The sequence below is a fragment of the Desulfosporosinus sp. I2 genome (genome assembly GCF_000960765.1).
Lineage (GTDB): Bacteria > Bacillota > Desulfitobacteriia > Desulfitobacteriales > Desulfitobacteriaceae > Desulfosporosinus.
Window position 1 is genome coordinate 61865 of record NZ_JYNH01000003.1, and the last position, 14651, is coordinate 76515.

The window sequence follows — 14651 nt, forward strand, 5'->3', positions numbered from 1 at the left end:
TTCCCTATCGAATCTAGCCAAACTTGCTAACGGAGGAGATAAAAACGATCAAACAATTAGGCTTTGTTTTAGATACCAACCGTTGCATAGGTTGCGGTGCTTGTGTTAACGCTTGCCAACTTAATAACCGCTTGCCGTCTCTCCTCACTTGGCGTTCAATCCGCACCATTGAAGAGCGTGAGCCAGAAGGCATACGCAAATTTTATCTCTCGATCGCATGTAATCATTGTGCCAATCCCGAGTGTTTGAGAGTCTGCCCCAATAGTGCTTATGCTAAGCGCCGTGATGGAATAGTTACCCATATTCCGGCTAAATGTACCGGCTGTAAATCGTGTGTGTCATCCTGTCCTTTTAATGTGCCTAAAATTCACCCTTTATCTGGCAAGGCAAGCAAATGCCAGCTCTGCCACGAACGGATTGATCAAGGGCTATCTCCTTACTGTGTTAAAGCTTGTCCGACCGGTGCTCTGCGACTCATTGAAATCCACGCTTTGCCGTCTGACAAACTCATCCGCCTGACAGCACCGCTGCCCGGTTTACGGCTTACGAATCCCTCAGTTTATTACCTGACACCCCGAAGAGTTAAATTAGAAGGACAAAAATAGCAAGACCCGTTCTTTGTAATTTTGTACAAAAAACGGGTCACTTTTTTGTAATTTCGAACAACTCATAACTTTATGAACGTAAAATTCATAAAACCTTGCTAATATTATTATATACCTTTATTTTGTTTGATGCAACACGCAGCACGGTCCTTATTCATTTCTATTATATTCCCGAACTTATCCTAATAAACTTGGGACTACGCTAATCTACGCTTTTTACTCTAGTTTCTATCTTGTCTCAGGTTACCTCACTATTAATTAGTCTAATTACTAAGCTTCCTATCTACTCCGGTAACTTAGAAAGAGCCTTTTTGTTGCAGACAATGACTAAAATATCTTTTTCCTCAACGACTGAATTTGCCCCTGGGGCAATGACAATCTGGTCTAAGCCTTTTTTGATCGCCACCACATTAATATTATAAACTGCCCGTAAATTCAATTTGCCGAGGGACTTATTGACAAACTTTGCTGGCGCAATTATTTCAAAAATGCTGTAATCTAAGGACAATTCTATGAAATCCATGACATTGGTTCTAATCAGGTTGTTGGCTAGACGAATCCCCATATCTTGTTCAGGGTAAACGATTTTGTCTGCCCCAATTTTTTCCAAAACCTTTCCATGTTGGATCGATTGGGCCTTAGCGACAACATAGGGGATGCCCATTTCTTTGAGCATCAGGGTGATCAGTATATTTGCTTCAAGGTCATCCCCAATCGCTACAATCGCTACATCTAAATTCCGCACCCCTAACCCTCGGAGCGTCTCCTCCTCACGTGCATCGGCCTGTACCGCCTGTGTCACATCCTGCATTATAACCTGGACGGCATGTTCGTTTTTATCTAACGCAAGAACTTCGTGACCTAAAGCAGTGAGAGTTTTAGCGACACTTGTTCCGAATCGCCCTAAGCCAATAACTACAAATTGTTTGCGCACTTAATTCTCCTCCTATCCAATCAAGATTCGTTCATCTGGATACTTGACATGGGCTACTTGTTTAGCTTTTTTCTGGGAAAGTACAAATGCCAAGGTCAACGGCCCAACCCGCCCTATAAACATCGTCAAAATAATCGCCATTTTACCCACTGAGGAAAGAGTGGGCGTAATTCCTAACGAAAGGCCCACGGTCCCAAAGGCGGATGTTACTTCGAAAAGCACGGTTAGTAAATCTGAGTTTTCCGTGTATGAAAGAATCGATAATATTAAGAAAATCAAAATTGCGGCTGAAGTCGTAATTGCCCAAGCCTTTTGGATAACATCCTTAGGCAAAGTCCGCCCCTCTAAAACTACATGAGGATCACTGCGATAGGTACTTAACACTGATAAAACAATCGAAATAAAGGTCGTTGTCTTTATTCCTCCACCTGTTCCCCCAGGAGAAGCTCCAATAAACATCAGCACAATCATCGAGAGTAACGTTGTGTCACGCATACCCGCTAGATTGATGGTGTTAAATCCTGCCGTTCGAGGAGAAACTGATTGGAAGAAAGCTGCCAAAACTTTTGTTCCAAAAGGGAGTGGTGCTAAGGTCTTTGGATTAGTAAATTCCATAATCAAAATAAACACTGCCCCTAATAAGATCAGGGCAACGGAAACCTGAAGAACAATTTTCGTATGAAGTCTAAACCTTTTTCGTGGTCCTAGGAGATCGGCCAAAACAATAAAGCCTAAGCCCCCGCAAATAATCAAAAGCATGATCGTAATATTAACGATGGGGTCTCCGACGAATGCAGTCAGACTAGAAAAATTACCGAAGAGATCAAAGCCCGCGTTATTAAACGCTGAAATTGAATGAAAGACCCCATAATAAAGCGCTTTACTCCAACCAAAATCGGAATACCAGCGTAAGGTTAGAATGAGGGCCCCCATTGCCTCAATAGCAAAGGAAATCTTTAAAATAGATTTAGTTAGTCGAACGATCCCTTCGACAGAAACTTGGTTTAGCGCCTCTTGCAATAACAAGCGTTCCTTAAGAGTAATTTTTCTCCCTAAAAGCATGGCAAATAGGGTGGCAAAGGTCATAAACCCAAGTCCACCCACTTGAATCAAGAAAAGAATCACCCACTGTCCAAAGAGCGTAAAGGTCGACGCTGTATCCACCACCACTAACCCTGTAACACAAACTGCTGAGGTTGCTGTAAAGGCGGCATTCAAAAAGGGTAAGCCCAATCCATCCTGAGTTGCTTGAGGTAAGGTCAGCAATAACGCCCCAAACAAAATAAAACCCGCAAATCCAAACACTAAAACTCGAGATGGTGTCATGATTTTCCCTAATGCGTTCAATCCCTTTTCCCTCCAAGATCTATAGCCATAAAAATTAATTTATAATTGTCATTTAGCCTAATTCCCCGATACATTTATAGCAAACGATATCCCACTCCTGGTTCCGTAATAATATGCCGAGGGCGGGATGGGTCTCGTTCCAGCTTTCGCCTGATCTGACCAATATAAACACGCAAGTACTGTACTTCTTTCTCATAAGACGGTCCCCATACAGTGCGAAGCAAAAAACTGTGGGTCATCACTTTTCCTGCATTAATCGCTAGATTTTTTACAATCTCAAATTCTGTTAAGGTAAGTTTAATTTCGTGATTATCCCTTGTGACCCGCCGATGTAATAAATCAAAGGTCACATCGTCGAAATGCAACACGGGCTGTTCTTCTACCCCGACAATGTGACGCATTGCCGCTCGAATTCGAGCTAACAATTCACCCATTCCAAAGGGTTTCGTTACATAATCATCCGCACCAAAATCTAAGGCCGCAATTTTATCATTCTCCTGTTCCTTGACAGAAAGAATGATAATGGGCACCTTTGACCATTCTCGCAACTGACGCATGACGTCGAGTCCATCAAGATCGGGTAACCCTAAATCTAAGACGACTAAGTCTGGGCTAAACATCACAGCCGCTTCAAGGCCCTCGCCACCTGTCTTAGCATCTTTTACGAGATATCCGTGACTAGTTAAAGCCACCCGTAAAAATCGCCGAATCTGCGTATCATCATCAATAATCAAAATCCGCTGACCTTTGTTTTCCATGCTACTCTCCCTCATCCATCTCAGGCACTATCCCAAAACATTGGTCGGTTAACGGCAAGGTAAACGTAATCGTCACACCGCCCAGTTTATTATTTTCCGCCCAAATATCCCCGCCATGTGCTTCAATTAGTCCTTTACAAATAGCCAATCCAAGCCCCGTTCCGCTCACTTGGAGAGGGGAACTGAGTCGATAAAACTTATCAAAGACCTTGCTTAAATCCGTCTCAGGAATATTCGGGCCCCGATTAGCAATCACGATCTCTAGTTGCCTTTCTTGTTGCCGAATCGATATCAATATTTTGCTAGCGGCTTCGGAGTACTTAAGGGCATTATCCAACAGGTTGATCAATACCTGCTCTATCAGAATTCCATCAGCTTGGACCAAAGGGAGTCCTTCTTGGATATCAATATCCAACGGTCGTCGAGTCAAGGTGTCTCCAAGCCGATTAATCGCTACCCCAAGGATATCTTGGAGATCACACCAATCCTTTTTTAAGCTCAGCATGCCACTTTCTAGGCGTGCCATATCTAATAAGTTGCTAATAAAACGATTCATCCGTTCAGCCCCATGTAGAATTGTTTTGAGCAATTCCTTGCGGACCTCAGGACTATAGACAACATTTTGATCTTCTAAAAGCCCGGTAACGGCCCCGATAATGGAAGCGAGGGGTGTCCGCAAATCATGAGAAAGCGAATTGAAAAGTGCTGTGCGCAAACGTTCCGACTCCACTAACGTAAGGGTCTCTCTGGCTTGTTCTGCTAATTTGACTCGATTAATAGCCACAGCAGATAATCCCGTAAAAGCTTCTAATAATCGCATTCCCTCAGGATCAAATTGTGCTTTGCGTTCTTTAATATAAATTCCGAGAACTCCTTGGGTTCCCTGCTCTGTACGTAGCGGCAAATATAAAGCCTTTGCTGTACCCAAGGTTTCCGTTCCATAACCCGCTTTGAGTCCCCTTTCATAGACCCAGGTGGCAACTGAGAATTCAGGTTGATCTAAGAAGTCGTTCAATCCTGAGTGCTTTCTCAGTACTAATTGAGCCTTTTCATTAGGTAGTAGCAACATCACTTGCCCCTCTAATGTTTCGGAGACATTACTAACAATACAATCTAATACAGCTTCTAGGTTATCGACTGCTGCAATATCACGGCTTAAGGAATAAAGGGCTGAAATACTATTTTCCCGCTGCCGAGAATAATTGACCTGTTTTTTTAACCTTTCCGATAGGGTTCCGGTAATCAAGCCCACCAGCATAAAGATAACAAAGCTGATGAGGTAACGGAGATCAGCCACCGTAAATTTAAAAATTGGCGGAACAAAAAAGAGATCAAAGGCAATCGTCCCCATAAACGCCGTTGCAATAGCGGGAAGGGTTCCCCAGCGAGCTGCACTTAATAGAATAGGGAGTAGATAAGCCAAAGAAATATTAACCAATCCCAGAAATGGACTGACCAAGGTCAACACTAACGTCATCACTATAACCATCAAACTAGACGCAAGATAGGGAATTAGTTTGGGAGAATTCCTTATCTCCAATGTCTGAATTTGAGCTGACCCTGCTTCTTGCTGGTTACCAGGAATAACATGAATACTAACGCCTTGGCTTTGCCGAATCACTTTGTCCACGACTGATCCATGAATTATCTCCCAAAGGCGCGTATGCTGAGGTTTCCCAATGAGTATTTGCGAAACATTGCGTTTTCTAGCCAGCCCCAAAATAACTTCAGCTACACTATTTCCAGTTAGCCCGATGACTTCCGCTCCCAGTTCCTCTGCTAAACGAAGATTTTTGGCCATTGAATCTTTTTCCGATTCACTACTGGGAAAGCGACGCAGGGTTTCGACATGAACGGCTAATAATTCTCCTTGTACCTTCTCAGTCATTCTTTTTGCAATCCGAATCAACTGCGCTGAAAAAGGACTAGCACTTATACAAACTAAAATCTTTTCTCCCGTTGCCCAGGGTCCATCAATCCCATGGATTCGCCTATAGGATTCTAGCTGACGATCTACTCGTTGCGCAGTATAGCGAAGGGCCAACTCCCTCAGAGCATTGATATTGCCCGGACGAAAGAAGTTTCTGAAGCCCTCTGTTTCCTGGCCAGGAACGTAAACCTTACCATCCTTTAACCTTTGGATTAACTCTTCGGGCGGAATATCAATCAATTGAATTTGAGACGCTGCTTCTAAAACTTGGTCAGGAACTGTTTCCTGAACGGTAATTCCTGTAATTTGAGTCACTATATCATTAAGTGTCTCTAAGTTTTGAATATTCAAGGTAGTATAAACGTTGATTCCTGCTGACAATAATTCCTTGACATCCATGTAACGTTTTTTATGCCGAGATCCTTCGATATTAGTATGGGCGAGTTCATCAATCACAACCAGTTGAGGACGACGTGTCAAGACAGCATCTAAATCCAATTCGTGAAAAGTCCTACCTAAATAATCTCTTGTTCCCCAGGGAATGACTGTTAATTCTTTGAGCATAGCCTCGGTATCCGCTCTTCCATGAGTTTCTACCAGACCCACAACCACATCTATACCTTCCGACAATCTACCTAAGGCAGCCTCTAACATCGCATAAGTTTTTCCGACGCCTGAAGCTGCCCCTAAGAAGATTGTAAGTTTTCCCTTTGCCATTACATCACCTCGTTATTTCCGCATATCTCTTTATTGTCTAACAGGCGAAATTTTTCATACTGATGCAATCTTATTATAGATCTATTATTCATATAAAAGGCGTAAAAATTAAAGTAAAGACCATAAAGAAATTATAAAGATTTATGGATCATGAACAAGAGGCTAAACGCTAATCGAGCGTCAAGCCCCTCTTTCTAGGAATTATCGTTTGATTACCTAAAGATGCTTTTTCAGAACAGGATTATAAGGGACACTCGTAACAAGAATACTTTTACGGAAAAGTAACATTAACTTCATCAATTGCCCAGTTTGGTTATGAAGGATATTGTGCCATAATTTCTCTGGAACATATTCTGGAATCGCTAATGTGATTGTATCATAATTTCCATTCTTTTCAACTTTATCAAGGTACTTTAATAAATCGTGGACAGTCGCCCGATAGGGGGACTCTACAATTTCTAGAGGGATTTCAATATGATGCTCTGCCCAATGCTTAAGCAACTTTGCTGTTCGAACTGGATCTGAGGAAATATGGACAGCTGTGGTCTGAGGGGTTAGAGCATACGCGTATTTTAAGGTTTTTAAGACAATCAAGTTTAAATCATAGACTGGGACAATTATTTTATTCTTATAATCAGCCGGCTCAATGTGCGCCCTTCGTCGTTTAACTTTTATTACGAAGTTATGGAATTCTTGGGAGGCTTCTGAGGTTATCCTAACATCTTGTATCTCCCCCTGATAAACATGGTGAATCCCGCGGAACATCAAAACAAGGAGTGGCATAATAATGAGAATAATCCAAGCCCCTTGCGTAAATTTAGTTATTATAAAGATCAATAAGACGAGGAACGAAACGATTCCCCCGAAGCTGAAAATCATAAAATCAAGCTTCCAATTCCCTCTTCTCTCTTGCCAAGTATGCTTGGCAAGCCCTATACCCGTTAATGTAAACGAGATAAACACACCAATTGCATAGAGCGGAAGCATCGAATGGGTATCCCCGTGGAAAATAATGATCAGCAAGCTAGATACGATGAACAAAGTCCAAATCCCCACACTATAAACTAATCGATCCCCTAAATTCTTAAAATATCTTGGGGCATACCCTTGTCTGGCTATTAAGCTTAATAATATCGGCAAACCAGCATAGGGAGTACTCGAGGCAATCACCAAAATTGCAGCAGCGGTTGCCATTAAAACAAAATAAGGAAGGGTTTTTCCGAAAATAATTAAACCTAACTGATTGAGAATGGTATTCCCTTCTGCCGGGACGAGGTGGTAGGCACCAGCTAAATAAGTCAACCCGATTAACCCTAGTGAAACAATAATCGCCAAAATCAATAAGGTTTGAATAGCACGCTTTTGCGAAGGATTCTTAAAGGCAGTTACCCCATTGCTAACAGCTTCAAATCCAGTTAGCGCCGTTGTCCCTCCTGCGAATGCTCGCGCTAAGATAAACCAAGTAACACCGCTTACCGTTGAAGAAGCAAGATGCCCAGTGGCTACCGCGGTCGGAGTTACACCATGGACTAAAATCTCAATTAGGCCAGTTCCAATTAATAATGCTAAGGTCCCAATATACAGGTACACAGGAATCGAAAATAATCGAGCAGACTCTTTCAAACCACGTAAGTTTATCCATGCCATAAAGATAATCACTAAACAGTCTGCTAAAACTTTATGCTCGGTCGGGGCTAACCACGGCATAATCCCAGTTAAGTTTTCTATCGCAGAACTAACACTTACTGCCACCGTCAAAACATAATCAAGCGTTAAACTTGCACCCGCAATAAGACCGAAGTTTTCACCCAAATATGCTCTAGCGATTGTGTATGACCCACCACCTTCTGCATATTTCTGGATTGCTTTACGATAAACAAGAAAAATACTAATCACTAGCAAGACAATAAACAGTGACGTTTTCAAAATGTACGCATAACCTAGAGACCCTGCCAGCAAAAGAACATATAAGATCTCATCTGGAGCATATCCCTGTGAAGAAATAATATCTGATCCGAAAACTGGAACTCCTCCGAGGACACCCACTTTAGCTTCATCGGCATCTTGGGTCGATAGAGGATGACCTAAGATAAGAGTGCGAAGTTTTAATCCAAATAATTTATTGAAGTTAGCCACAGTCACAACACCTTCTCTCTTTATAAGACAAACTAACCCACTACTAAGCTTCGACTGTCAATATGCTAACCTCTTTTCATTACTAATGTAGCCTTATTATAGATCTATTATCCATATAAAAGGCGTAAAAATTAAAGTAAAGAGCATAAGGAAATTATAAAAATTTAACATTTATCCCCTAACCAATCAACCAATCTTATGCATGTATTGCCGTCTTTCTAGAAGCTGCAGAATTCCCCCCACCGCTTGTTCAGCCGCTCGACCGGGAACCGCTTTGGCAGCTGAAAGGCGCATCCGTTCTAAGTGTTTTGGATGTTCTAACAGGTCGAAGATAATTCTTTTTAATTCTTCTTCATTCTTTGCCACCTGGCCCGCCCCGATGCCTTCTAGATAGATTGTGTTTTCCTCTTCCTGTCCTGGTATAGGCTTAAAAATGATCAAGGGTACCCGTTTAGTCAACGCCTCGGAAACTGTTAACCCTCCCGCCTTAGTAATAATAATATCCGCAGCACTCATCAATTCCTCGACATTTTTCACAAATCCAAAACGCACCATCGGATTTTTACTGTCTAGGATCAAAGAGTCAAGATCTTTATATAGATTTCTATCCTGACCACAAACGACAATACTTTGCACTGGTAAAGACGACTCAGATAGAATTTTACAGATCCACCTTGCCCCACCCAAAACGCCATACGCTCCACCCATGACTAGAACTGTTGGCAGATAGGGTCTCAACCCCAGCCTTTTCAATATTTCTTGTTGATCTAATTTCCTTTCAAACTTTGAGCTCACTGGAATCCCCGTGATACGAATCGAACCTGGATTAATTCCTCGGGCTACCAGGCCTTCATATACACGCTTACACCCCACAATATAAAGATCAACCCCCGGGTGAATCCATTGACTGTGAACGGCATAGTCTGTTACAACCGTCACCAGTGGGACGGCTAAAACTCCTTTTAGCCTTTGTTGCGCCAAAACCCCAGCAACTGTCGGATAGGTACATATCACGAGATCTGGTTGTAAGTCCTGAATAATTTTCACAAATTCACGTCGCCCCAAACCGTTTAAAAAGCGTTGAAATACAGAATCGGGTGAAATCTTTGATGTACTATAGTAAAATTTCCCCCACAATTTCGGCGTATACTTAATAAGCTCAATGTAGGTGTTTTTAACAACTGTGTTAAAAGTCTTACTGAGAAATGACCCAAAATCCAAATGAGTAATTTTAGCGTTAGGTTCCTTGACGCGTATCTCCTCAATAATGGCGTCAGCCGCTCGCACATGTCCGAAGCCATACGTCGCAGAAAATATAAGCACATTCAATTGTCCCATGTACAAACCTCCTCGTTCTAAAGTCCTACCTCTTGGAAAAGCAAACTAGTAAGTCAACTTGTTTATCTGAAGCTGAACGTCGAGAACCTGGATGAGCATACTACTCCTAAAGTCTACGAAGAACCCTACTATATAGAAGTGGGGTTCTAGAAACTTTAAAAAAATATTGACATCCACCACCTATGCTAACATGGTGCACCGTTCTTAAGAAACTCATTCATTTCTCTGATCGTTACGGTTGCAATGATTCAAACGTTTCGTCAACGCCTAGTCCGAGCTTATGACCTGTATCTCTATGACAACTGTTACACCTTACGCCAGTTTTGATAAACTTCGCGTGGTCTTTTGGCATTATGGGTGCATTGGTTTCCGATTTGAAGTTACCTGTATGACAGTTCATGCAATTTGTATCGTAATAAATTGCCCTGAATGAAAAGTAATCCCCCTTAATCTGAATGGCTACATCCTTTAGTCCACGAACCGTTGTATCTAATCTATGAAACGGCCCTCTGGTCGAATGGCAGTTCATACAATCAACTTTTTTTATGTGGGGATGATTTTCCAAGACGCTTGATAAGCCTCAATTTGATGGCATTTCTTACATGATGAAGGATCCATATACCAGGCGTAGGTAAACCTAAAAGCAATATAAATTACTAAAAAAATTAAACCAAAAATAATGAAACTCTTCTTATAAGATTTCATACTTATTACCCACCTTTGCATCTGGAGTCCTTCAATAGGGTTCTCAACTTTTTAGTTTCTAATTCATAAGACCCAAGGGAAATTTTTTTAAGTATGAGGTATTTGATTATTACAAAGTTACTTGATATACTAACTTGAAAAAAATATGTCACGACAACTATTGTCATGACATTTTTTTGGCACCTTAATTAAGGGGGAAATTCAAATTCGTTTCGAAGAAAACTTAGGCTTTCTGATCAGTAAAACCAATACAAAAATGAAGAATAATCTTGCTAAAGCACTAAAGCCCTACAATGTTACGCATGAACAATGGCCACTGCTTAAATGGTTGTGGGTGCAAGATGGTATTTCCCAAAAAGAATTGTCTGAAACAAGTTTTAAGGATCAACCCACCATTACTAGAATTCTGGACAAACTAGAACGCCGAGGATTGATTCGTCGTCAAACTGATTCCACAGACAGGCGGGTTTCTTTAATCTACTTAACTACTGAAGGCTTGGAAATTAGAGATTTTCTTACCCCTTTGGCCCAACAAGCTTTGGAACAAGCCTTACAAGGATTTTCTGACCAAGAAAAGGTCGAGCTTAAGAATTTACTCAATAGAATTTGCAACAATTTAGAATAGAGGAGGAAAACAATGTTTGAGAATATCAAAAATTCACCGAACTACCGCTGGTATGTCTTGGCTACGGTTGCGATAGGTACCTTTATGGCAACATTGGATAGCAGTATTGTAAATGTAGCACTACCCACAATTTCTAGCCAGCTTAATTCGGATCTTTCTACCTTACAATGGGTGGTCACCGCCTATCTTTTAACAATTACCAGTTTACTGCCGGTCTTTGGACGTCTTGCTGATTTATTTGGACGCAAAAGAGTTTTCGGCCTTGGCTTTTTAGTCTTTATTTTTGGCTCAGCCCTTTGCGGATTGGCCGAAAATATCTGGTTTTTAGTGGCTACTCGAGTGTTGCAAGCGATAGGCGCAGCAATGTTAATGTCTAACAGTGCTGCTATCATCACCGCTATTTTTCCGCCTAAAGAACGAGGTAAAGCCTTGGGCCTTACTGGAACCGTCGTTGCACTTGGTTCACTAACAGGACCAGCCTTAGGTGGCATCCTGATTGGTTTAGCTGGCTGGCGTTCCATCTTTTATATCAATATTCCCATAGGACTTATTGGTTTCGCCGCAGTTCTTTTGATTCTGCCCAAGGATGTTCCCAGTAACGATAAAGAAAGTTTTGATTTTCTTGGGGCTTCATCCTTTACGCTAGGGATGATCTTGGTGCTCCTAGGAATAACAAATGGCGAAAAATGGGGTTGGTCGAGCTTTCCGATACTCTTGAGCCTAGTGCTGGGAATTGCATCGCTTCTCTTGTTTGCTCTAACAGAACGTAAAGTCAAACACCCTATGATTGATTTATCCCTATTTCGCAATCGTCCTTTCTTAATTGGTAATCTTTCGGGAGGGTTATCCTTTACAGCTATGTTTGCCAACAATATGATCTTGCCTTTTTATCTACAAGGGATCCTTCATTACAAACCCGCGCAGGTCGGAATGCTTTTAATGGTCTTCCCGATCGTAATGGCCATAGTAGCTCCGATTAGCGGTAATGCCTCTGACAAATTTGGACCCTTGGTGCTTACTACAAGCGGTTTAGTGATTACTGGACTCGGCTTGTTATATTTTTCTACCCTTTCAGCTACAGCTAATTTTTATCACATACTTCCAGGTTCAATACTCACCGGCTTGGGTGCCGGGATGTTTCAATCTCCCAACAACAGCAGTGTCATGAGTTCAGTCCCCCCTCAGAAATTGGGCGTTGCCGGAGGGATTAACAGCTTGGTTAGAAACTTAGGTATGGTCGCAGGTATTGCATGGTCCGTATCGTTGTTTGAATCTTTAGGTGGTGTCTCTATGCCGAAGTCGAGTGAAATACCTGTGTTCATGTCTGCTTACCATTATGTAATGTTAGTAGCCATGGTAATTGCCTTCATAGCTGCTGGTGTTTCATTAAACCGCAAAAGTTACGCCAAAGCTAAATAAGGCTTATAATACAAAATAGAGCCTTCGAATGGCTCTATTTTGTCTTTTATTATTGCAAAATAGGCTCTAAGCTTGGCAACATAGACCAATGCAATCCTCTAAGCTATATGGCACTTAAACCTCACGAAAAAGGTCGTGCCCGAAATTCCCGTATCAATATGTATTTCAGCATTATGCCTAGCAGTAATGCTGTAACAGGTGGCCAGACCTAAACCAGTGCCATTCTCTTTAGTGGTGAAAAAGGGTGTCCCAACCTTTTCGAGGCTTTCAGCCTTAATGCCACTCCCCTCGTCCTGCACTGCCAGAACGACCGCCTCAGCATCCATAAAGGTTCTTATGGTCAGCGTTCCACTACCCGACATGGCTTCTATTCCATTTCGGACAAGGTTTAAGATAAGCTGACGAATTTCTTTCTCGTCTAGGTCTAAAACTTTAGTGTCCTGCAGTTGCAAGTTAATCTCCTTGTCACAAACCATGGCGTCTGCTTGAATTAATGGGTAAAGATTTTCTATTAGACTGTTCAGACTTAAGGGCTTCAAGTCTACTGTCTTGTTTTTGGCCAGGCTTAGAAATTCGGTGATGATTGCATTTGCCCTATCAAGCTCATCGATCATCAGCTCAAAATAACTCTTAAACTGTTTAAATTCTTCTTTATCCCCTAGTAACTGGAGGAAACCCCGAACTGTGGTCATTGGGTTTCTAACTTCGTGACCAATCCCTGCGGCCATTTGTCCGACAAGGTTTAATCGATCTAGGCGGGCCATTTCTTTCTCAAACATCCTACGTTCGGAAATATCGTGGTAATACACGGACAAACCTTCCTCGTGCGGATAAACGTGAACTTCATACAGTGCATCAGAATGTCGTCCTTTAATTTCAAAATGTGCGGCTTCTTTCGAGTTCATGGCTTTTTCAAAAAAAGGACGAAATTCAAAGAGTGATTCTGGGAAAATATCCCAAATATTTTGGCCGATTAACTCTTTTTTCTCCTTCAACCAATATTTCTCTGCCTCATCATTGACGAAATTGAACCGCCACAGATGATCCAAGGTATAGAAAACATCCGTTATGCTTTCAAGAATATTGGAAAGCTTAAGGCCTGTTTCCCTGAGCTGTTTCGCAATTTTTTTGCGTTCTATTATTTCTTCTTTGAATTTTTCATTCACTTGGTAGAGTTGGTTGGTTCGCTCAAGTACAAGCCTTTCAAGAGTTATGTAGCGATCTTTTCGCTCTTTCTCTAATTGTATTCGCTCAGTAATATTCCTCACAGACCAGACAAGAATCTGCTGCTCCCCAATATTAGCCGCTCCGATCTGAATCTCTACGGGAAAAATCGCCCCATTCTTATGTATTGCCATTGCGTCTGAGATCTTGCTACTTTTACTCATCATCAGGTCATCTTTTATTTTCGAAAAAGAAACGCTACCTTCTGTAAAGAGAATTGAGACATACTGTCCCAGTAATTCTTCATGCTCATACCCGAACATCGCCGTTGTAGCTGGATTTGAGTTTATAACTCTACCCAAAACATCCAAGGTGATTATAGTATCTATGGATGTTTCTCCAATTACGCGGGCCAGCGCTTCTGCCTTGCGCAGAGCAGAAGTGGTACTTTCTAAGTTTTCGTTCATCGTTTCAAGTTCGAGGGCACGCTGCTTCAACAATTTATTTTGAAGCTTAATTTGTTTCTTATTAAAGTGCATCTTGGCAAACGCTTCTATTTTAAACTTTAGCATGACTGGGTTAAATGGTTTAAACAAATAGTCGATCGCACCCAAAGAATACCCCTGTGTAATACTTTCTGCGGACTGGTAAATCGCCGTAATGAAAATAATGGGTGTATCTTCGTGCTTTTTTCGTGCCCTGATGAGCTTGGCTGTTTCAAAGCCATCCATTCCCGGCATCTGCACATCTAATAAAATCACGGCAAAATCATCTTTCAATAAGCACTTTAAGGCCACTTCTCCAGAATTGGCAAAAACCAGATGATAGTCTGGGGATTGCAACACAGCTTCTAGGGCTAACAAATTTTCTTGGCGGTCATCCACAATCAAGATTTTCATGTCTTTTTCATCCTCGGTCCTCAGTCTTTTTCTTTTCACAGATTGAAATTTAAACAATTTGCTAGTTGAGTTCA

General features: G+C 41.7%; 11 protein-coding genes. 3 read left to right on the top strand and 8 right to left on the bottom strand.

Annotated features, from left to right (window positions below; all coding sequences use genetic code 11):
* Positions 1-23 precede the first annotated feature (23 nt).
* Positions 24-605, top strand: coding sequence for a 4Fe-4S dicluster domain-containing protein (locus UF75_RS26730; RefSeq protein WP_242860071.1), 582 nt, complete (start codon positions 24-26; stop codon positions 603-605).
* A 283-nt stretch (positions 606-888) separates the two neighbouring features.
* Here UF75_RS26730 and UF75_RS01635 read toward each other — a convergent pair whose 3' ends face one another.
* From UF75_RS01635 to UF75_RS30955, 7 genes are all read right to left on the bottom strand, one after another.
* Positions 889-1539 carry a TrkA family potassium uptake protein gene (locus UF75_RS01635; protein ID WP_045572856.1) on the bottom strand — a complete coding sequence of 217 codons (651 nt, stop codon included), beginning with the start codon at positions 1537-1539 and terminating at the stop codon, positions 889-891.
* A gap of 12 nt (positions 1540-1551) precedes the next feature.
* Entirely contained in the window at positions 1552-2886 is a 1335-nt protein-coding gene (locus UF75_RS01640; protein ID WP_156146167.1) for a TrkH family potassium uptake protein, read from the bottom strand.
* A gap of 74 nt (positions 2887-2960) precedes the next feature.
* On the bottom strand, positions 2961-3644 hold the full coding sequence (locus UF75_RS01645) for a response regulator (RefSeq protein ID WP_045572857.1): 684 nt from the start codon (positions 3642-3644) through the stop codon (positions 2961-2963).
* Position 3645: 1 nt separating this feature from the next.
* Positions 3646-6291 (bottom strand): sensor histidine kinase KdpD, encoded by a 2646-nt coding sequence (locus tag UF75_RS01650; protein WP_045572858.1) that lies wholly within the window; start codon positions 6289-6291, stop codon positions 3646-3648.
* 216 nt (positions 6292-6507) lie between these two features.
* On the bottom strand, positions 6508-8427 hold the full coding sequence (locus UF75_RS01655) for an APC family permease (protein WP_197079297.1): 1920 nt from the start codon (positions 8425-8427) through the stop codon (positions 6508-6510).
* Between the two features lie 186 nt (positions 8428-8613).
* Positions 8614-9765, bottom strand: coding sequence for a glycosyltransferase (locus tag UF75_RS01660; protein WP_045572860.1), 1152 nt, complete (start codon positions 9763-9765; stop codon positions 8614-8616).
* Between the two features lie 232 nt (positions 9766-9997).
* Entirely contained in the window at positions 9998-10294 is a 297-nt protein-coding gene (locus UF75_RS30955; protein WP_348983019.1) for a hypothetical protein, read from the bottom strand.
* Positions 10295-10726: 432 nt separating this feature from the next.
* Between UF75_RS30955 and UF75_RS01670 the strand changes: the two genes are divergently transcribed.
* Both UF75_RS01670 and UF75_RS01675 read left to right on the top strand, forming a co-directional pair.
* A complete protein-coding gene (locus tag UF75_RS01670; RefSeq protein WP_045572861.1) occupies positions 10727-11095 on the top strand; it encodes a MarR family transcriptional regulator in 369 nt (122 codons plus the stop codon).
* Between the two features lie 12 nt (positions 11096-11107).
* Positions 11108-12514 (top strand): MFS transporter, encoded by a 1407-nt coding sequence (locus tag UF75_RS01675; RefSeq protein ID WP_045572862.1) that lies wholly within the window; start codon positions 11108-11110, stop codon positions 12512-12514.
* Positions 12515-12612: 98 nt separating this feature from the next.
* Here UF75_RS01675 and UF75_RS01680 read toward each other — a convergent pair whose 3' ends face one another.
* Positions 12613-14577, bottom strand: a complete 1965-nt coding sequence (locus tag UF75_RS01680) for a PAS domain S-box protein (RefSeq protein ID WP_045572863.1) — start codon at positions 14575-14577, stop codon at positions 12613-12615.
* Between the last annotated feature and the right edge of the window lie 74 nt (positions 14578-14651).